At 42.6% G+C, this 20,957-nt stretch carries 21 protein-coding genes; 10 read left to right on the plus strand and 11 right to left on the minus strand.

What is annotated here, in order from left to right; genetic code table 11:
• The first annotated feature begins 180 nt into the window (after positions 1-180).
• The gene (locus PWQ49_RS07490; RefSeq protein WP_300609542.1) at positions 181-1,044 is read left to right on the plus strand and encodes a cation diffusion facilitator family transporter; all 864 of its coding nucleotides are present in this window, start codon (positions 181-183) and stop codon (positions 1,042-1,044) included.
• Positions 1,045-1,092: 48 nt separating this feature from the next.
• The gene (gene aroC / locus PWQ49_RS07495) at positions 1,093-2,190 is read left to right on the plus strand and encodes a chorismate synthase (RefSeq protein ID WP_300609544.1); all 1,098 of its coding nucleotides are present in this window, start codon (positions 1,093-1,095) and stop codon (positions 2,188-2,190) included.
• A gap of 39 nt (positions 2,191-2,229) precedes the next feature.
• Here aroC and PWQ49_RS07500 read toward each other — a convergent pair whose 3' ends face one another.
• Entirely contained in the window at positions 2,230-3,387 is a 1,158-nt protein-coding gene (locus PWQ49_RS07500; RefSeq protein WP_300609546.1) for an LL-diaminopimelate aminotransferase, read from the minus strand.
• A gap of 277 nt (positions 3,388-3,664) precedes the next feature.
• On the opposite strand from PWQ49_RS07500, the gene PWQ49_RS07505 reads away from it, so the two are divergent.
• The 7 genes from PWQ49_RS07505 (at position 3,665) to PWQ49_RS07535 (ending at position 11,937) form a co-directional block, all read left to right on the plus strand.
• Positions 3,665-4,588, plus strand: a complete 924-nt coding sequence (locus PWQ49_RS07505) for a zinc ABC transporter substrate-binding protein (RefSeq protein WP_300609548.1) — start codon at positions 3,665-3,667, stop codon at positions 4,586-4,588.
• Positions 4,589-4,600: 12 nt separating this feature from the next.
• Positions 4,601-5,356 carry a metal ABC transporter ATP-binding protein gene (locus PWQ49_RS07510; RefSeq protein WP_300609550.1) on the plus strand — a complete coding sequence of 252 codons (756 nt, stop codon included), beginning with the start codon at positions 4,601-4,603 and terminating at the stop codon, positions 5,354-5,356.
• Positions 5,357-5,366: 10 nt separating this feature from the next.
• The gene (locus tag PWQ49_RS07515; protein ID WP_300609551.1) at positions 5,367-6,176 is read left to right on the plus strand and encodes a metal ABC transporter permease; all 810 of its coding nucleotides are present in this window, start codon (positions 5,367-5,369) and stop codon (positions 6,174-6,176) included.
• Positions 6,177-6,251: 75 nt separating this feature from the next.
• Positions 6,252-8,561, plus strand: coding sequence for a PAS domain S-box protein (locus PWQ49_RS07520; RefSeq protein WP_300609553.1), 2,310 nt, complete (start codon positions 6,252-6,254; stop codon positions 8,559-8,561).
• 22 nt (positions 8,562-8,583) lie between these two features.
• Positions 8,584-9,027, plus strand: a complete 444-nt coding sequence (locus PWQ49_RS07525; RefSeq protein WP_300609555.1) for an ATP-binding protein — start codon at positions 8,584-8,586, stop codon at positions 9,025-9,027.
• A 97-nt stretch (positions 9,028-9,124) separates the two neighbouring features.
• Positions 9,125-10,600: an argininosuccinate lyase gene (gene argH / locus PWQ49_RS07530; RefSeq protein WP_300609557.1), complete on the plus strand. Its 1,476-nt coding sequence runs from the start codon at positions 9,125-9,127 to the stop codon at positions 10,598-10,600.
• A 56-nt stretch (positions 10,601-10,656) separates the two neighbouring features.
• Positions 10,657-11,937 (plus strand): methanogenesis marker 16 metalloprotein, encoded by a 1,281-nt coding sequence (locus tag PWQ49_RS07535; RefSeq protein WP_300609559.1) that lies wholly within the window; start codon positions 10,657-10,659, stop codon positions 11,935-11,937.
• Here the strand turns inward: PWQ49_RS07535 and comE are convergent.
• Genes comE through PWQ49_RS07565 form a run of 6 tightly spaced genes read right to left on the minus strand, consistent with a single transcriptional unit; the run spans position 11,900 to position 16,345 of the window.
• On the minus strand, positions 11,900-12,469 hold the full coding sequence (comE, locus tag PWQ49_RS07540; protein WP_300609561.1) for a sulfopyruvate decarboxylase subunit beta: 570 nt from the start codon (positions 12,467-12,469) through the stop codon (positions 11,900-11,902). The genes PWQ49_RS07535 and comE overlap by 38 nt on opposite strands.
• On the minus strand, positions 12,466-12,975 hold the full coding sequence (gene comD / locus PWQ49_RS07545; protein ID WP_300609563.1) for a sulfopyruvate decarboxylase subunit alpha: 510 nt from the start codon (positions 12,973-12,975) through the stop codon (positions 12,466-12,468). Before comD ends, comE begins: the two co-directional genes overlap by 4 nt.
• 13 nt (positions 12,976-12,988) lie before the next feature.
• Entirely contained in the window at positions 12,989-13,636 is a 648-nt protein-coding gene (locus PWQ49_RS07550; protein ID WP_300609565.1) for a (Fe-S)-binding protein, read from the minus strand.
• On the minus strand, positions 13,633-14,331 hold the full coding sequence (locus tag PWQ49_RS07555) for a GTP-binding protein (protein WP_300609567.1): 699 nt from the start codon (positions 14,329-14,331) through the stop codon (positions 13,633-13,635). The genes PWQ49_RS07550 and PWQ49_RS07555 overlap by 4 nt, the downstream gene beginning before the upstream one ends.
• Complete coding sequence (locus PWQ49_RS07560) at positions 14,328-15,092, minus strand: ATP-binding cassette domain-containing protein (protein ID WP_300609569.1); 765 nt, start codon at positions 15,090-15,092, stop codon at positions 14,328-14,330. The genes PWQ49_RS07555 and PWQ49_RS07560 overlap by 4 nt, the downstream gene beginning before the upstream one ends.
• Positions 15,089-16,345: a cysteate synthase gene (locus tag PWQ49_RS07565; RefSeq protein WP_300609571.1), complete on the minus strand. Its 1,257-nt coding sequence runs from the start codon at positions 16,343-16,345 to the stop codon at positions 15,089-15,091. The genes PWQ49_RS07560 and PWQ49_RS07565 overlap by 4 nt, the downstream gene beginning before the upstream one ends.
• Before the next feature lie 607 nt (positions 16,346-16,952).
• On the opposite strand from PWQ49_RS07565, the gene gatD reads away from it, so the two are divergent.
• Positions 16,953-18,197, plus strand: a complete 1,245-nt coding sequence (gene gatD / locus PWQ49_RS07570; protein ID WP_300609624.1) for a Glu-tRNA(Gln) amidotransferase subunit GatD — start codon at positions 16,953-16,955, stop codon at positions 18,195-18,197.
• Between the two features lie 190 nt (positions 18,198-18,387).
• On the opposite strand, the gene PWQ49_RS07575 is transcribed toward gatD, so the two are convergent.
• From PWQ49_RS07575 to PWQ49_RS07590, 4 genes are all read right to left on the minus strand, one after another.
• On the minus strand, positions 18,388-18,750 hold the full coding sequence (locus tag PWQ49_RS07575; RefSeq protein ID WP_300609573.1) for a type IV pilin N-terminal domain-containing protein: 363 nt from the start codon (positions 18,748-18,750) through the stop codon (positions 18,388-18,390).
• A gap of 48 nt (positions 18,751-18,798) precedes the next feature.
• Positions 18,799-19,005 (minus strand): DUF5371 family protein, encoded by a 207-nt coding sequence (locus PWQ49_RS07580; RefSeq protein ID WP_300609575.1) that lies wholly within the window; start codon positions 19,003-19,005, stop codon positions 18,799-18,801.
• Between the two features lie 141 nt (positions 19,006-19,146).
• Positions 19,147-20,304: a formate--phosphoribosylaminoimidazolecarboxamide ligase family protein gene (locus tag PWQ49_RS07585; protein ID WP_300609577.1), complete on the minus strand. Its 1,158-nt coding sequence runs from the start codon at positions 20,302-20,304 to the stop codon at positions 19,147-19,149.
• A gap of 69 nt (positions 20,305-20,373) precedes the next feature.
• Entirely contained in the window at positions 20,374-20,946 is a 573-nt protein-coding gene (locus PWQ49_RS07590; RefSeq protein WP_300609579.1) for a stage II sporulation protein M, read from the minus strand.
• Positions 20,947-20,957 lie beyond the last annotated feature (11 nt).

Genomic DNA, 20,957 nt, shown 5'->3' on the forward strand with positions numbered 1-20,957 from the left:
AGATATTTCAGAATAATTGACTGGGAAACAGGCAAATGGAACAATAATAAGAACAAATTTTATCGAAGTTCTGGAAGAGGAACGTTTATCAGAATCCTCTTTAGTATTATCTCTACAACATAAACCTTAAGGGATATATCTGATATCCGCGGATAATTTAAATGTGGAGATGACAGAAAAATGGAAAGATATGCTAAAATCAGGAAGGTGCTGTTACTCGTTTTAGTCCTGAACTTAGCCGTTTCCTTTGCAAAAATCATCTATGGTTCAATAACCAACACCCTAAGCATGCAGTCTGATGGGTATCATTCCCTTTTTGATGGTATTTCGAATATAACCGGTATTTTAGGTATTCATATTGCTTCTAGACCCCCTGACAAAAAACATCCCTATGGTCACCAAAAATATGAGACTCTTGCATCGGTTTTTATTGCTGTACTTTTAATATTCGTGGCGTTTGAAGTGATCATCCAATCAATAGAGAGGTTTACCAGAATAAGCAGCCCTGAAATAACGACACTAAGCTTTGTGGTAATGATACTTACCATTGGCATAAATCTTTCAGTGACAACCTATGAAAAACGAAAAGGTGAAGAACTCAAAAGCGAGGTGTTGGTTGCCGATTCCATGCACACCCGAAGTGATATATACGTTTCCATTTCGGTTATTGCAGGACTTTTGGCAGTTAAATATGGATATCCCATTGTTGACCCATTGATAGCGTTAGTTATTGCTGCATTAATATGCAAAGCTGCTTTTGAAATAATCCGAAGCAGTAGCGGAGTTCTTTGTGATAAAGCACCACTTGACGAGAATTTAATCTGTGATATTGCAAAACAGGTTCCGGGAGTTCTGGACTGCCATAAGATCAGGACAAGAGGAGGTGTTGGGAATTATCACATTGATCTTCACATCTGGGTAGATCCTGAAATGCATGTTGATAAAGCCCACAGCATGTCCCACATGGTAACTGATAAGCTTAAAGAAAATATAGATGGAGTAGATGATGTGGTGGTGCACATCGAACCCTGTGAGCAAAAATAAGTACTATTATTGCAAATCAATAAATATCGGGGTGTGTAACATAGTATCATGGTAGCTAACACTTTTGGCCATTCGTTTAAGATAACCACATGGGGAGAATCACACGGCAAAGCCATCGGCGTCGTGGTGGATGGCGTTCCTGCCGGCCTTGAGATTTCAGCAGGAGATATTCAAAAAGATCTGGATCGCCGTAAACCCGGCCAGAGTGAAGTAAGCACCCCACGTTCCGAAAGTGACAGTGTAGAAATTCTTTCTGGAGTTTTTCAGGGAAAAACCACTGGGACTCCTATATCATTAATTGTTTTTAACCGGGATGCCGATTCAAGCGCATACGAAAAAATACATAATTTCCCCAGACCCGGACATGCTGATTTTACCTATGAAGAAAAATACGGATTCCGTGATTTTCGTGGAGGAGGGAGATCATCTGCCCGTGAAACAATTGGGAGAGTAGCTGCCGGAGCAATTGCTAAAAAGCTCCTCCAAATGAAAGGAATAGAGATCATTTCACATGTTGTAGAACTTGGGGGTATAAAAGCAAATGTCAAAGATATTCGGGCAATGAAAAGTAATATTGAAGAGAACCCAGTGCGCTGTGCAGATCCAAAAGCTGCAAAAGAAATGCTCGAAATGATCAAGGAAGAAAGAGTCAAAGGTGACAGTGTAGGAGGCATTGTTGAAACAGTTGCATTCGGAGTTCCTGCCGGCATCGGAGAGCCTGTTTTTGATAAACTCGATGCGGATATTGCAAAAGCAATGGTTGGAATAGGTGCCGTGAAAGGTGTAGAAATCGGAGCCGGATTTGAAGCCGCCCGCATGAAAGGAAGCCAGATGAATGACTCATTCTGCATTGAAGATGATAGGATTGTAGCATGTACCAATAATGCCGGAGGCATACTTGGAGGTATTTCCAGCGGGATGCCTATTATTTGCCGTTGTGCTGTAAAACCCACTCCATCGATTTCCATACCTCAAAAAACAGTTGACATGGAAAAAATGAAGGAAGAAGAAATCACCATTGCCGGTCGGCACGATCCGACAATACCTCCAAGAATGGTGCCGGTAGCCGAGGCAATGATGGCACTTGTAATAGTCGATCATATGATTAGAAGCGGGCACATCCACCCAAACAAAATAATAGGATAAAAAGAAAGACTGGCAGGATTTCCTGCTCCAATTTATTGATTAAACATCGAGTTGTTCCATTCTTCCAACGGCTTCTTCTATGCGATCTACAGATTGAGTCAGTGCAAACCGGATGTATCCCTCGCCGTAATTGCCAAAACCGACACCTGGTGTTGCAACAATACCAGCATCTTCCAGAAGCAGCCTGGAAAAGTCAATGGAATTGTATTTCTCAGGAACCGGTGCCCAGATGTAGAAAGTTGCTTTGGGTGGCTTTATGTTAATCCCAAGAGCATCCAGTCCTTTAAGTAATGTATCACGCCTTTCCTGATAAATTCTATTCATATCAGCAACACATTGTTGGGAGCTGCTTAAAGCAGTAATTCCGGCTCTCTGGACAGCATCAAATGCCCCTGAATCTATGTTGGATTTTACTTTTCCAAACCCTTTAATAAGATCTGCATTGCCCACTGCAAAAGCAATCCTCCAACCTGTCATGTTATATGTTTTGGAAAGTGAGTAAAGTTCAATACCTACGTCCATTGCACCATCAATTGCCAAAAAACTTGGGGCTTTATAGCCGTCATAAACCATTTCGGAATATGCATTATCATGGACAACAACAATCTTGTTCTCATGTGCAAAGTCAACAACCTCTTTAAAGAATCTGGTAGTTGCTGTTGCCGAGGTAGGGTTGTTGGGGTAATTAATGAACATTAATTTTGTTTTTGCAAGGACATCTGACGGAATAGCATCCAGATCAGGAAGGAAATCATTCTCCTCAAGAAGTGGCATAATGTGAGGAATACCACCTGCAAACTGTGTGCCGATTTTGTAAACCGGGTATGCGGGATCAGGAACCAATGCGACATCTCCCGGATTGACAAATGCAAGAGGAATATGGGCGACTCCTTCCTTTGAACCGATCAGTGTAAGGGCTTCTGTAGCAGGATCAATGTCTATGCCTTTTGTTTCCTTACACCAGTCTGCTGCTGCTGTTCTGAATTCCATGAGGCCTGTATAAGATGGATAGCGATGAGTGGCAGGATCTCTTACAGCTTCACACATAGAATCTACTATATGGGATGGAGTTGGCATGTCCGGGTCTCCAACACCCAGATCGATAACATCCACACCTTTTGCAACCATGTTGGCCTTTGCTTCATCTATCGTTGCGAACAAATATGGGGGTAATGCATTGATCCTGTCTGCGTACATTAAATCACCTGATTAAAGGGCTCCTGTTTGCCTCCTTAATTGCAATACATCTATTTAAAAATCATGGGTAAACGCGGATTCATAGAAATCAACTGCTATACTATTTTTTTTGATACATACCAAAAATAGACAAGATTTATATGAATCTATAAACATATTCAAATTCCTACTCAAATAGAAAATGTTGTGCAAACAAGTGTTTTTCTAATTACGCGAACACAAAAGTAACATGAGTTTGTCCCCATGTTTGCATAGTATGCAAAAAGGAGATTTCAACATGCTTAGCCTCTTAAAAAAGAAAAAATATGCCATTATAGTTGCATTAATCCTATTGGTTGGAACCTGTGGATGCATATCTGAGAATGGAGGGGCTGAATCAGAAAGTGAAAAAATAATTGTAGCAGTAAGTGTTCTTCCACAACAGGAATTTGTAGAAAAAGTTGGTGGAGATAAAGTAAAAACAGTACTTATGATTCCACCAGGAGCAAGCCCTGCAACGTATGAACCAACCCCGAGGCAGCTTCAGGAGATCTCTGATGCAAGCATGTATGCAATTGTGGGATCCAACTTGCCCTTTGAAGAAGTGTGGCTTGACAAATTACTGGATATCAACAAAGACATGGTCATTGTTGATTGTTCTAAAGGAATTCAGCTCAGGGAAATGGATGAGAACCACAATGAAGAAGACAAACATGAAGAAGAGCATACCCATGAAGGAATTGATCCCCATATATGGACAAATCCAATAAATGCACAGATAATGGTCAATAATATCCATGAGGCACTTGTTAAAATTGATCCCGAAAATGAGGAATACTACACGAAAAACCGGGACAGCTACATTGCGGAACTTGAAGAACTTGACAGCCGTATAAGAGCATCACTTGAAGGAAAACAAGGCGCCTACATAATGGTATTTCACCCATCATGGGGATATTTTACAGATGAATACGGTCTGCACATGCTTACTATCGAAATAGAAGGTAAAGAGCCCACTGCAAAAGAACTTAGCAGGATCATTAATTCTGCAAAGGAACATGAAATAAAAGTCATATTCGTCCAATCACAATTCAGCACCCAGTGTGCCGAAGCAATCGCAGAAGAAATCGACGGGGAAGTAGTTCAAATAGATCCACTTGCAAAGGACTATATAGAGAATCTGGATAATGTAACAGAGGTCTTTGCAGCAGTTATCGGCTAAGAGGGTAAACAATTGGAAGAAGTAATAGATATCCGAAATGTCTCTGTATACTATGGCAGTGACAGCATCCCTGCCCTAAAAGAGGTGAATCTCAAGGTATTCAGGGGTGATTTCCTCGGAATCATTGGCCCCAACGGGGGAGGAAAGAGTACATTACTGAAAGTCCTGCTGGGGCTTATAAAACCAGATTCCGGTGATGTAAGAGTTTTTGGTGAAGAGCCTGCAAAAGCAAGAAAATATATCGGATATGTCCCTCAGAAAAGTGCGTATCAACCTGATTTTCCCGTAAGCGTCAGGGAAGTTGTGCTAATGGGAAGACTGGGAAAACATATGCTGCTGAAAAATTATAGCCAAAAAGATCTTGAAGCTGTTGACAACGCACTCCAGAAAGTCAAAATGCTCGATTTCAAAAACCGACAGATTTCCGAACTTTCGGGAGGCCAACAACAGAGGGTTTTCATTGCACGTGCCCTTGTAAGGGAGCCTGAAATCCTTTTGCTGGATGAACCTGTTTCCGGAATTGATGAAATGATGCAAAAGGAGTTCTATGAAATACTTACAGATCTTAAATCAAAAGTCACGATCATAATGGTGTCCCATGATTTAACTGCAATCTCCAATTATGTGGATAAGATTGCGTGCCTAAACCAGACTCTTTTCTTCCATGGTTCAAAGGAAATACCTGAATCTGATCTAAAACAGGCATACTGTTGCCCCGTAGAATTGATTGCACACGGAATACCCCACAGGGTATTGAAAGAACATTGAGGAATCCAATATGCTGGAAATCTTGCAATATCAATTCATGCAAACAGCTATTATTGCAGGACTGCTTGCCAGCATTGCGTGCGGCATAATCGGGGTTTATGTTGTCGTTAAGAGAATCGTATCTATAAGTGGAGGGATTGCCCATGCATCTTTTGGAGGGATCGGGCTTGGATATTATCTAGGACTTAATCCCATATTGAGCGTCCTTCCGTTTAGCATCCTTACTGCAGTAGTGATGGGACTTGTTAGCCGCAGGACAAAAATTGCAGAGGATACTGCAATCGGGATACTCTGGGCTGTAGGAATGGCTTTAGGTATTATGTTTGTGGGACTTACTCCCGGCTATGCACCGGATCTTATGACTTACCTATTTGGTAATATCCTGACAATACCCAGGATGGATCTGTACTTAATGGCAATCCTGGACGTTATGATAATTGTATTCGTGTACCTATTTTACAAGGAATTTGTGGCAATCAGCTTTGACGAGGAATTCTCTGAAGTATCAGATCTCCCCGTGGAAAAACTAAATTTGCTACTGCTTTGTCTCATAGCATTGACAATTGTTGTAATGATTCGTATTGTAGGATTGATTCTTGTCATAGCACTACTGACAATCCCGGCATCAATAAGCCGTAGTTTTTCAGGAAACCTGATAGGAATGATGAAGTTGTCTATTGCTTTTGGAACCGTTTTCACAATTTTGGGCCTGTTTCTTTCTTACCTTCTTGATGTACCTTCCGGATCCACAATCATCCTTGTAATGGCCATAGGTTATCTGTTACATATACCACTTAAGAAAATGATGACTGCTTCATAAAAACAATAAGTATTTAATGGGAGCAGGCAAATACTTTTAACGTAGTTTCTGTAATGATCAGGAGTGGCAGGGTTTATGGATTTATGCAAAAAGATCCTTGATAACATATCTATCGGCGTATGGGCTGTTGATAAGGATAAAAAATTCATTTATTTTAACTCTGGTATGGAGAGGATCACTGGGTTAAAAGAAAAGGAAGTATTGGGAAAAGAGTTGAAAACATTCCTGACTCCTACACAGAGAAGTGTGGGTGATGAAGCCCATTTCAGGGAACTTTTCCGGAAACTACAGCAAACACTGCAACCTGCACCATACAAATCATTGCCAATTATTACAAAAAAGGGAGATCTAAGCTTCCAGAACGGTCGTCTTATCCCACTGCTGGATGAGAATGGCAAATATGACGGAATGGTTTGCACAGTTGAAGAGGTAGTTAAACGTAAAATCGGCCAGAAAACACTCCGAGATCAATTAAAATCAGAGGAAAAACTTCAGGAAATCTACAGGAATAGCCCGGTAGTTGCATTTCTCTGTACAGCAGAGGAAAACTGGCCTCTTGAATTTATTTCTGAAAATGTGTCCCAATTTGGGTATACAGTCAATGATTTCATTTCAGGAAAAATGAATTTCGGAAACTGGATCCACCCCGATGATCTTGAAGCGGTCAAATCTGATGTCACTGAACTTGAAATTGCAGGCAGAACTTATTTTTCAAAGGAATATCGCGTTCTGACTAAATCCGGTGATGTAAGGTGGGTCACAGAGAGATCATACCTGGGAAGAGATGAAATGGGAAATCCATCCTATTTCCAGGGCATACTTATTGATATAACCTCTAGGAAACTGGCAGAAGAAGCAATGCTTGAATCAGAAAAAAACTATCATCTGATTTTTGACAATTCCCCCCTAGGAATATTTAATTTTAATTCTGATGGAATTATTACCCATTGCAATGATAATATAGCTATTATATTTGGAACAACAAAGGAAGAAATAATCGGGTTTAATCTCTTAAAAGGGGCGAAAGATGAGGAAATGCTTAATGCCATTAAGGCAGTTTTCCAGAAAAAACAGGGCCATTATGAAGGAAAATTCTGTTCACCATTCAGTAACAAAATCATTCCGATTAAAGCCGATTACAACCCTAATATCTCCAAATCCGGAACCCTTCTGGGTGGAGTCGGGATTGTTGAAGACATTAGCGATCGTATGAAGGCTGAGGAGGCCCTTCGACTTGACGAATCACGTCTTGAAACACTTGTCAAATTAAACATGATGACAGAAGCATCTCTTCAGGAAATCATTGATTTTGCCCGCGAGGAGGGGGTTCGTCTCACCAGCAGTAATATGGGATACATTGCATTTGTTGATGAAGACGAGATGAAAATGCGAATCGTATCATGGACCGACAATGCAATGAACCGTTGCAAAGTGGAAGATAAAAAGCTTGAATATAAGATTCGAAAAACCGGACTCTGGGGAGAAGCAGTCCGCAAAAGAAAGGTATTTATCAATAATAATTACAAGGATCCTAATCCCCTCAAACGCGGTTATCCAAAAGGGCATGTTGACATTGTAAGACACATGGATGTACCTATTTTTGAAGGAGGCAGAATTGTTGCACTTGCAGGTGTCGCTAACAAGATGGAAAACTATGATAGTTCTGATGTAAGACAGCTGAAATTGCTTATGCAGGGAATGTGGAGGCTTATACAGCGCCGCAAATCCGAAGAAAAAATCAGAAAATCAGAGGATAAATTCAGAACCATATTTTCAAGCACCAATGATGCTATTTTCGTGCATGATTTTGATGGAAACCTGATCGAAGTAAATCGTGCTGCATGTGAGAAACTGGGTTATTCCCGTGAAGAAATGCTCACCATGAATACCATAGATTTAAACACCCGTCTGTCCATGCAAGAAATCCCCAAGCGTATCAAGTATGTAAAAGAAAAAGGACATGCTATCTTCGAAGCAACTTATAAAAATAAAGCTGGAACACCCATTCCTGTAGAAATTAGTGCACAAATTATTGAATATGACGATAAACCCGGTATTCTAGTAGTGGCACGTGATGTTACAGAACGTAAAAAGGCGGAGGAAGAGCTGAAAAGGTACGCTGAAGAGCTTGCCGAAGCTAACGAAGAACTGAAATCTCTGGACAAAATGAAAGATGAATTTCTATCAAATGTCAGCCATGAACTAAAAACACCACTCACATCAATCATAGGATATTCCCAGTTGCTTTCGGATGGGACTTTTGGAAAACTAAACGAGGAACAACTCCATGCCCAGAAAATTGTAAATCGAAATGCTAATCGTTTAAAAAGGCTAGTTGATAGCTTGCTGCAGGATTCAGGCTGGAAAGTTAGAGTACTTCTTTGAACCATTACAAATTGATAAATTAATGGAAACTGTTCTGGAAGATTTGAAGATCCAGGCTGATGAGAAAAAGATCAATCTGAAATTAAACCTCGATGAAAATATACCTGAAATAAATGGTGACTGGGATAAATTGACTGACATGCTGACAAACGTTGTGGATAATGCAATCAAGTTCACCCCCGTAGGAGGAAAAATCACACTCAGTGCCTTTAGGGAGGATAAGAAGATCCACATTGTCGTGAAAGACACGGGAATCGGGATCCCTAAGGACATGATCGGAAAACTGTTCCAGCGGTTTTATCAGATTGATGCATCACGGAAGCGTAAATACGGTGGCACCGGGCTTGGATTATATATTTCAAAAACCATAGTCGAAGCCCATAAAGGCGAAATGTGGATAGAAAGTGAAGGAGAGGGGAAAGGTACGGAAGTTCATTTCAGATTACCCGTTGTTAAAGTTGAGTGAAATCAGATAGCTGAAAATAGCTACTTTTATTTATCAAGACCTTCAATAAAAGGGTCAGTTACTACCTTTATATTTATCCATAAACCTGAGGCATTTTATGAGTGATATCCTGCGACGTGGACGGCTTGAGTTAGTACCTGATAAAGAGATTATGGAATATACCACATCTCTTAAAGCTGACAGATGGATTTTTGATGCAGACATACTTGTGGATTTTGCACACACTGTTATGCTTACAGAACAGGGGATCATAAAGCGGTCCGCCTCCGAATCTATTCTTAAAGGTTTAATGCAGATCAGGGACGAAGGAATTGATCAGCTTGATAATTCATACGAGGATATCCACATTGCCTTGGAAGCACGGCTCATCGAACTTGTTGGTGAAGACATTGGTGGACGGATGCACTCAGGAAGATCACGCAATGATGAAGTTGCCACATGTATCAGGCTGAGATTACGTGAGGAACTGCTGGGAATAATGGAAGATTTGCTGCATTTGCGTGCCGTTTTGCTGGATATTGCAGATAAAAATCGGGACACAATAATGCCAGGTTTTACTCACCTGCAGCATGCACAACCAACCACCATGGGACACCACATGATGGCACACCAACAGGCGTTTGGAAGAGACTTTGAGAGAGTAATGGATTGCTTTGCCCGCGTGAATCGCTCACCGTTGGGAGCTGCTGCGTTTGCCTCAACTGGCTTTGCCATAAACAGGGAAAGAACCCGTGAACTGCTAGGCTTTAATGAAATTATTGAGAACTCAATGGATGCTGTGAGTAGCCGAGATTTTTTGATAGAGACTGCTTCAGTGATTGCATGCATTATGGTTAACCTGACCCGCATTGCAGAAGAACTGGTACTCTGGTCTTCAAAGGAATTTTCATTCATTGAACTTTCAGATCAATATGCATCCACTTCGTCGATTATGCCGCAGAAAAAAAATCCGGATACTGCAGAGCTTTTAAGAGGAAAAAGCGGAGTTGCAACCGGAAACCTCATGGCATTACTTACAATTTGTAAAGGTTTGCCATTAAGCTACAACAGGGATCTTCAGGAAGCAACACCCCTCATCTGGAATAGTATCCAGACATGCAGGACATCCCTGAGAATTACAGCAGGAATGCTTGCATCCATGAAAATCAATGAAAATGTGCTTGCAGAACAATCAACAACCGGATTTACCACTGCTACTGAACTTGCCGACACTCTTGTAAGGGAATGTGATATACCATTTAGAACAGCTCACCAGATAGTCGGTCAACTTGCGAGGATGGAGGGAGTACCCACATTTGCCGATATTGAACGGGTCGGAAAAGATATTCTTGGGGAAAGTCTCATTGAACGCGGACTCAGTGAACAGATGCTGAAGGAAGCTCTTGATCCGATGCTGAATGTTAAGAGACGTAATACAACAGGCGGACCTAATCCAGATGAAATCAGCAATTCAATCATGCGGATAAAAAAACAGCTTTCAGCGGAAGAAGAAAAAGTCACCAATATACGACAAAGCATTGATAGGGCTTTAAATAACCTCATGCAAACTGTGGATAAATACACTGGCAATTAAACTTACAGTTAATTTTTATAATCCCGCAAAACCGGAAAGCGAAGGGCAATGGTAATATGGAACGATCCATCAGTGACATCCAGAAAAAGTTAGAAAATCATGATGCCGTTGTTATGACAGCTCAGGAGATTTGTGAACGTGTTGAAAAAGAAGACATAACAATCCGGGATGTTGATGTTGTAACCACCGCCACCCGGGCCATTATGAGTGGGACATATGCAGTAATGTCTTTTCCTGCAAAAGCACCTTTCCATTTTACAAGAGCGTCAAAAGTCCTTCTCAATGGTGTACCCACCCATGTGGGACCATGCCCAAATGAAAGCCTTGGAATACTTGACCTCATGGTTTTCGGCACAGCTCATTCAAGTATAAGGCGCGGATATGGGGCTGGCCACCTGTTTCGTGATATGGTCGAGCAAAAAACAATTGACGTATCGGTCACCACCAATGACAACAATACGTTCCAGAGCGAGATTACGCTGGATGAGATGCCATACGCCAAACTCCATTCCACAAGAAACGTTTTCAAAAACTACTCCGCTTTTGTAAACTGTTCGGATATCCCTGTCAATACAATATTCCATGCGACTCCTTTCGAACCGGATATGGAAAGTGCTACACTTTCCGGATGTGGACAGATAAACCCTGTGAAAAACGACCCGCTGTTGCAGACAATCGGCATGGGTACACGGGTTATTATAAACGGTGGGGAAGGTTTTGTCATCGGGTGCGGTACACGCAGCAGTCCTGAAAAACCAAACCTTACAGGAATTGCTGACATGCATAATATGGATCCGCAGCTTATGGGGGGATTTTTAACATCTGCAGGCCCGGAATGTATTGTATCCTGGGCGGTTCCTATCCCTGTATTAAATCAATCAATCCTTGATGCCATAATCACACCGGACCGAGAAATACCAATGCCGGTGATGGATGTTGACAAAAGAGTTGCCATATCTGCCAGCAACTATGCAGACGCATGGGAAAATGTTGACCTTTCAGTGAAATTTGAGCCATCTTCATGCCTGCGCTGCAAAGTATGTAAGCCTATTGAAAACTGCCCCATGGACGCCATATACCACAAAAACGAAAAACTGCTACTTGACAGGAATTTATGCTTTAATTGCGGACTCTGCGCTACAAACTGCCCCGGGAATGTGTTCAGTGCAGAGCTTGGAGCAGTCCGGGTGGAAAAAGAGGGAAAAATGCGGGAAGTTCCTATTGTGCTCAGACAGTCCGACCGTAAGAGAGCGCTCAGCATGGCGGAAAAACTAAAGAAAGATATTATTGATGGTTCGTTTAAACTGACCGGGACGCTCGGGAGGATTCAGCCATAAATCTGCTCAGTATTGCTTCCGGAATCATCTGAATTACCGGAACATCCTCATTCCCGGGCTGTGCCTTGGCCACGATGATACCACTATCCTTTTCTCCTAAGATCGTATGCAGCCTTTGAAGACTATCCACTTCAAAGACATCCCTGTTTCCAGCACCTTGTGCAACCTCCTCAAGGTTCACATGATTTAAGGTAGCCGTCGGTTGGTTACCTGTAGAACCATAAGCCCCGTTATCAACAATTACAAGCAGGTAATTCTGCGGCGCCTGAGAAGCAATCGTTGCAAGGGTGCCCATATTCATAAGAATTGAGCCATCACCATCAATTGTTATGACATTGCGCTCAGGTCTGGATAATGCCAGCCCAAGACCGATGGAAGATGCGAGGCCCATGGAACCCAGCATGTAGAAATTATTAGGCATATCGGAGACACTATACAATTCCTTGCACGGAATGCCTATGTTGGCAATCAGCAAGGCATCCGAATCCCGTGCCTTGTCCGCAACTTCACGAATGACATCAATTCGTTTCATGGTTGGCTCCAGAAAGGTATAGGCAACAAAATTGCCACCGGTCTTTTTTCCTCGACCGCCCGTATCCACGCGATACGTACTGCCTTTGTAGCATCTGCCTTTGATGATGGAAGATAATATGAAATGCCAAGAGTATCCAGCAGTGGCGCTGTCATCTCCCCCATTGGCACCTGTGCACAGATTGTTTCGTCCCCTATCCCGCGATGACTTATGATCATAAGCAGAGGAATACCGTAGAGCAGGTTCAATGAAGAAAGAGCATTGATAGAATTACCAAGCCCTGAATTCTGCATCAGTATTGCTGCTTTTTTTCCACCCATGTAAGCACCTGCACACACCCCTACCCCTTCCTCCTCCCGGGTCACAGGTATGTGAATAACGGATGATTCCCTGTCCACCATCGGGATCAGGTCCTTCAGGTTGACACAGGGGACACTTACGATAAAATCAATACCCACATCCATAAGGCCATTGAATACCGCCTCAGTTGGCGTAATGTCTTTCATATCTGAGATTGTATCACCACACTTTAAGGTCAATACCTTCGATCCGTACTTTTTTTCCTTCAACACCTACAACCACGCCAGAATGAACTTTTTGCATCATACAATACTCAGGAATAAATTTCACAGTCTGTCCTACTTTCGGAATCCCGCCTTTTGAAACAATACCCTCAAAGGCAAGAATCATCGCAAGCCCCACGTCCTTGAACCGGAAATCTTCCTGACCCAGCCGATGCAACGGCCCTACAAGATGAATTGTGTATATCCCGGGAGAAACATCAATGACTCTGGCAAAATGCGTAATAGGACACGCCAGTGGCCTGTAGCGCAGGAAATCACCAGTCTCAATCGTAACCAAGCCATTAAAGGGATGTATCTCTTCCCTGCAGGAACCCTCGTTTTTAAGCGGGGCAAGTATAAAATCCGCATTCAGGCCATCTATGACTCCTGTGATTTCTGCCTGCTCACTGCAACCGGAATCATTGCCTTGCAGAAGAGTTATCAATTGATCCAGATGTTCCTTAAACTGACTCCTTAACAGAAAGGGACATTTTCTGAGAGTATCGGGGTTTTTGATATTAGCAGCAAAATCGGCACAGCGCCTGAAACCACAGCTTCCGCAATTATAACCGGGCAGGTGCTTTGTTATCTCATCCAGTTTCATTCCCCCCTGTACTCCGTAAAACCATCCATCTGCCTGAGGACACCCATGTGATGTTTGCGGGCAATGCGGGTTTCCCCGGTGCATAGAGAGCATATTGCAAGAGGGGGAGTGTGGCGCAGGACAATGTTATCACAAACATTCATACCTGCCTCGATAAGTTCGGCAATCTCAGATGCGCCTTTTCCGGTGAGACCATTGGCTTCCACAACCATACAATCAGGATTCACGTCAAGTACTCGTTCCCTGAAAACCTCTCTTTCGGCCTGGGATACAATATCACCTTTTGTCATGACAACTATATCGGCAGTAGTAAGCAAAGGACCCACCTTCAGAGGTGTGTTCGGCCCTGTAGTAACATCGATAACACAAATTGCAAGGCATTTATCAGGATATGGGGCACAACGCAGGCAAAGCCCTGCAGTTTCATTCAGGAGCACATCAGCACCTTCAGCTTCGGCCCATTTTAGCATCTCCTCGGTATTGTAAATTGTAAAATGATCAGGGCACATGTCTCTGGCAAGCCCCACACGTACCGGGATGTTTAGCCTGTCGAATCGCTGATCATCATCTGTCCAGAGGCAGTCAACCTTCACAACTGCAGGTTTATTACCATCCCTTACAAGCACCTTAATGACATGGAGCAAAACAGACGTTTTTCCGGAACCCTGAGTTCCTGCAAGTACTACCAGTTTCATGCCATATCCTCCACAATATCACCTCTACGAATAGTTTCCCTTAGAGACATAAGCCAATTATCAACCTCAACGATTTTGTTACAGACATGCTGCTCATTGGCACTGGTGGTAATTATGTTTGTCATAGCGCCATTACGAATAACTATCCTGCGGGCCGCCATAAGAGCCAGCATTGGATCATGGGTTACAACTATGACTATCTTACCCTCACCTGCCAGTAATTCAAGCGCTTCCTGTTTCTTAATACCCGCATTCTCTATCTCGTCTATGAGAACTACCGGGGAATCGCTTATCACTGCAATATCTGCAGTCATGAGTGACCTAGACTGTCCGCCACTGAGAACCGTAAGAGGACAATGGGGAGCTATTGGTTCTCCGGTAAGAGTGTTTGCAAGCTCTATCACCTTCTCCGAAAGACATTCAGCCTTTCCCCTGCTGCGTGCATGCATTTGCAGAAAATCCTCAACATTCATATCAGCCAGAAAATGCATGTTCTGGGACAACTGTGATACAAGCTTCTTTCTGGGATCAACACGAGTGCATGCATCAGGTTTTACTCCATCGATAAGAATAGTCCTCCCTGTTGCAGTGTCTCCCTGTGCAAGCTGCTCAATATCAGCGATGAGCGTGCTTTTGCCTGAGCCGGTGGGACCTACGATACCCAGTATCTCCCCCGGGCTTACCTCCACGGATCGTATTGGCTCCGGGACACCATCCTTATCCACACCACCAAGAATTGTAAGAATAGGTTTTTTGTTCATAGTCTCGTACCAAATACTTCTGTTGCAGCCTCAACAATTCTGTCTTCAGCACATGGATCATCTGCTGACACTGCTATGGATGCAAGCAACTGCCTTGGCTGATAATCCTGCATCAGGCGCTTTTGCCCGCCACCGGTAATATTCAACACGATACTGTCATCGGGTTTGATGTTGCCCTGCTCCACTGCCTGCATCAGCGAAGCTACTGCCACGGCTGCAGCAGGATTTATGTCAATTCCTTCTGTTTTTTCGAATAGTGCCTGTGCACCGGACGCCTCTTCATTGGAAACTGCATACATTGTACCATTTGTGGCTTCAAGGGCATCCCTGACACCGCCTGTGATGGCATAAGGAGGTTTCCTGTTAAAGAGGACATCAGCATACATTCCTTCCGGACATGTGGCTGAAACTTCGCCCACGTCATTCCAGAGAGAATAAAGAGGAGCACAAGGAAGACTCTGTCCCAGATGCAAACGCGGGAGCTTTGAGCCGAATCTGCCATCTCCAATAAGACGAAGTGACGCTTCCCATGCTGAAATCCCACCGGTGCCACTTCCCACAGCCTGAAAATAGTGATCAAATAACTGTCCTGATGTCAGAACCGCATCCAGCATCACTGTGCCCATGCCATCCCTTCTGGCAACGTTTTTTGCCCCGCCTTCATTGACAAAACCATCCCTTGCGGCAATATTTCCTGCCAGTGCAATGGCATCAGAATAATCACCTTCCACTGTGGCAAGACATATGGATGAACTGTCAGCCCTAATGGTCCAAAGCCGGTGCAGGCTGGCTTCCGGAATCACAAGAAGCAAGGGCTGTCCTGTGATGCTGCATACATTTGCAAACGCCCTTGCGGTATTACCTGCCGATGCCACTACCATGACACGGGTTTCTTTGAGTTCCTTCAAACGCTGCATGGTGGGGAAAGCCTCCAGATCTTTGAAAGTACAGGTCATCAGCTCCGCTCCTTTTTCAGGCCAGTAGCCATTAAAAGCTATCCACAGAGAATCAAGCCCCAGTTCAGATGCAAAGGCTTCACTTCTGTACGTTACGGTTTTTCCTGAACCCTGTTCTATAATACCATTAACCGGCAGCCAATCATAAAACTTCCAGATACCCGGCAGATCCAATGGCATCAGCTGCTTTGCCGAGTATTCAGTGCGGAGAAGGGATGTATCATTGTTTTTGCAATTCATGGAATATGGATCATGAATCTGCATGCATTGCAAACATCTGACAGCATACTTATTCATATATCAGGCTGGGAAAAAGCGTTGATAAAAGTTTCCCCATTTTGATGAAAATTATCCGTATTGTGATAAAAAGCGATGATCAATAATACATTTAGACAAGTTGTGGATGAAATATATTAGTGAAGATATTAAAAGGAAGAAGTATTCGAAAAAGTGTTGAAAATATTTGCCCCACACAGAAAAGAGCAGGGGATAAGCATATATCAGAGAACTTTTCCGAGGGATGCAGGAGAAAACATGACTCTCATATCCCGTATCATTGCCAAAAACTACGAAGGATATCCTGATCCGCAACCAACTACTTCATTGTATTACCTGCGGTATTGAAAATAAGGCCCTGTAGAAAACCTATGTTTCAGATATGAACCACAGAGTTCACAGAGAACACAGAGAAGAAGAAAATCCTCTGTGAACTCTGTGTTCTCTGTGGTTCCATTTGCATTCTAAAGAGGATTTCTACAGAGCCGAAAATAGCTACTTTTATGTACCAAGACCTGCAATGAAAGGGCAGTTAACACCTGTTAGATTATCCTTTGAGCCTGTGAAGAAAGCAACCGCAGATAAACAGGCAGACAATTATGCATCACAATTACACAAAGGGGAAAACATGGATTACGAATTGGGAGACATAATCAGAGTCACAAGAAATGGCAATGAATATGAGGGTGTGGTCATGCCTTCAGTGACCGACCATATTGTGCTGAAGATGAAAAACGGCTATAATGTGGGAATCGAGCTGGAAGGCGCAGAAATTGCAATTATTGAAAGAAAAAGTGATGCAAAACCTACCCCACATAAAGAAAAAACACCGATCAATAAGAAACTCCCAAACATTACAATTCTTTCCACAGGGGGTACGATTGCAAGTAAGGTGGATTATCGCACAGGTGCTGTGACAGCTCAGTTTTCTGCCGATGACATTGTTAAAGCAATTCCCGAACTAGAGGATATTGCTAACATTCGTGGCAGGGTAATTACAAACATTCTGTCTGAAAACATGAAATCGGAAACCTGGGTTGATCTTGCGCATGCTGTCGCAGAGGAAATCGAAAAAGGAGCCGACGGCATTGTTATTGCCCATGGAACCGATACAATGATGTATTCGGCAGCTGCCCTTTCCTTCATGTTGCGCACCCCGGTTCCTGTTGTCTTTGTAGGATCCCAGAGAAGTGCGGATCGCCCCAGCAGCGATAATGTTATGAATGCCATATGCGCTGCAACCGTAGCAACCAGTGACATTGCTGAAGTGTGTGTCGTGATGCATAACAGTAGTTCCGATGACATGTGCGCTATCCATTATGGCACACGCGTGCGGAAAATGCATACCTCCCGCAGGGATGCTTTCAAATCCATCAATTCCGAACCTATCGGCTACGTTGATTACTCTGACCGCAGGATTTCCACAAATCTGGAATACACAAAACGCGGTGAAAAAAAGCTCGAACTTATTAACACAATACAGCCAAAATGCGCCTTAATCAAATTCATCCCCGGAGCAGATCCAGCGGTTCTTTCCTACTATATTGATACAGGATACAAAGGAATTGTAATCGAAGGAACTGGTCTTGGACATGTCTCCACAAACTGGATTCCGGAAATTGAACGTGCCACAACCGCAGGAATCCCGGTAATTGTAACGTCTCAGTGCCTCAACGGACGCATCTGCAACAGGGTTTATGATACCGGAAGAGATATGACCAAAGCAGGCGCCATTGAAGCTGAGGATATGCTGCCGGAAGTAGCACTTGTCAAACTTATGTGGGTTCTTGGGCAGACAAATGATATGAATCGGATCAGGAAACTCATGCAGAATCCGGTTAGCAACGAGATTGCATACTGCAGTCTCAAATAACGTTTTTAATAAAGCCAAAAAAAAGATGTCAGGCAGTTAGTACTGCCCAAGATATTTAAGATTAGAACCTTACGTCAAAGACTGCGACCAACTGTTGGCTATTTACATCAATGAATTTGACGTTTGCAGTTTCCCCAGTTTCGACAACATTGCCATCCGCGTCTGTTGTTGCATTTGTATAAGTTCCAAGTCATATTGTACTACTATTATTATAATTATAGAGATAAAGTGTTTCACCCGTTTCAAATGCTTTAAGATCTGAAGTATCCAATGCTGAAAGATTCACATTATCTCCATTGAGAATTACTTTTGTATTTGCATCACTTAAAGTGACAACTTCGCCACCCTGATGCTCAATCTTAATGACATTGTGATCATTTAATTCAGCAGAGCTTCCTTTAATACTCGCCTGTGGAGCAGTTTCAGGTGATCCCATTCCAAGCACGAATGCAGCGATAACGGCGGCAAGGATTACAGTGATAGCAACCATCAGGATTACACCGATGACTGGTGACAGTGCATCGTCTTTCTTAAATACTTCTGGCAATTTCATTATTTACACTCCTTTTAGTGGGTTATTTATATACACTCATTATTATCCTTATTCGTTTATATTCTTTTTCTTATTCTGTACCACTTTCTCAAGTTTGCGGGTCCACATTTCATCATTCATAGTTGTATATTCACACTCGAGATAATGGTGTACAGCAACACTGAGAGCCTCCTTGGTTGAAGGTTCATTGGTTTTCTTCTTTAGAGCCTCCAATTGCTCTTCTGTTAATACAGTCTGTGCATGTACAATTTTCATTCTGAAAGCTCCATATTATATCATGTGAGTGTTACACTATCTTTATATGATCTTATGATGGGTCTTGATATATATTGCTATCCCATACACAAAAGCAAAAATAGGTAAGAAGCAAGCAACTATAAAAAGAAAAATAAATGATCAGGTTATAATTTTTCCAAGCTGATCGGTATCAATAGCACGTTTTATTTCCATAGCAACCCTCCGCCCTGTACTCATTGGTTTTCTCCAGAGGGTATTACCATAGGGGTGCCCCACAGACATATGCACATTCGTACCACCGCCTACACGGGGAGCTACATCATAAATATAGAAATTAAGATCTTTATCAATACAGGTTTGCAGGCAGAAAGGACCGATAATTCCCGGCTCATAATGTTTCTGTGAAGCCTTCACGTAAATCTCGGCAAGTTCAAACACTTTCTCCAGAAGAGATTCCCTCAAGGTAGCCGAATTATGCCCGCACACAGTATATTCGGGAGTGAGTTGGTGTTCTGCAAGGGTCATTTGCTGAGGTGCCGGAAGTCTTACATGACCATCAAGACTTGTTTCAAATCTCCAGTCAATTCCGAGCAATTCCACTTTTTCCATTTCCTCCTCTATCGGAGAATAGAACAGATCAAAGTTGAAAACCGGACCTATAATATACCTTTCAATCCGAGCTTCTGAAAGTGCCTCTGGAGTAATTACACCCTGCCTGATAAGAGACTCGGATTTTTCCAAATATTCATTATATGTACCTGCAGTGAAGAATCCACGTTCGAGTTTTTTCACTGCATGAGGGAGTTTTACCATGCAGAGTGCATCAATGTCCTGTGGGTCGTTGATCTTTTCTGGAAATGGGAGACCTGCCTTTTCAAGCAGCCAGTAATAATCCTGATCAATACCTCGTTCTTCACTGCGCAGCATATTTCGGCTGCCAACAAGAGGTACTGCAAAATTATCTTCAATTTCATCAATGCTGCAATATGAAGTGAATGAACGATTCGGAATAAAAAGGGTATTATTATCAACAAGTTTCTGCTGATTTTCTTTTAATAATACTTCATCGAAATTGTCATAGCAGACGTAATCATCAACTATTCCACGCACAACATTACCCTCTGTATCCCTCATGGAACGGAAATACTTTGTGTAGGTTTTTTCACGTCCACTCCTGCAGACTGCATACGTCCTGAACCCTTCTTCCACGGCACCATCAAATACATCAAGTCCTGAGTGAGATGCAATCGCCCCAATGCGAATATCATCATAGTTATAATTTTCAGCAATTTCGATTATCTCTTTCCTGTCTATCATCTGGAAATCCTCATAATTACTTTCAGGATAACTAATATGAGAGCTAAATAAAAGACTTTTGTGGCTAACTTAAACTGAAACAATAAAAAGTGGTGTTATAAGCGTCTCCACCACTGCAGCAATAAGAAGCATTGGAACCACAAACCTGAAGAATATTGAAAGCCCGCGTGTAAGTTCTTCCTTCACATTTGACGGTCGCCCGCGCACAACATCAAATGAAGCAATGCCCACCCGCATACCAATAGCAACCGAGAGAAATATCATGGGCAATTCAATAATCCCATGTGGCAGGATTGCAGCCAGAATAAAAATAAGACCTTTGTCAGAGAAAACATAGGATACAACACCCACTAAGAATCCATTGTATGCGAGGAAAAGAAATGGAATTATTCCCAGTAATACGCCAAGCAATATTGCAAAGAGACTTTTAATTGAATTATTCAAAAAAATAAGCAGCATTATCTGCAGTGGCGTTAGTCCCTCCATTAGCTCCACAATGGATTCCAATTCCTGAAGAGATAAATCTGCCATTTCCGGATTCATTGATGTAAACACATATCCTGCCACGGCACTGATGAAAAACACCACTATGGATAAAAGAAGTAACTGTTTTATCTCATTAACATATGTCCGTATCTCCATAATATCTAAAT

It is taken from the genome of Methanohalophilus sp. (assembly GCF_030156785.1).
Lineage (GTDB): Archaea > Halobacteriota > Methanosarcinia > Methanosarcinales > Methanosarcinaceae > Methanohalophilus.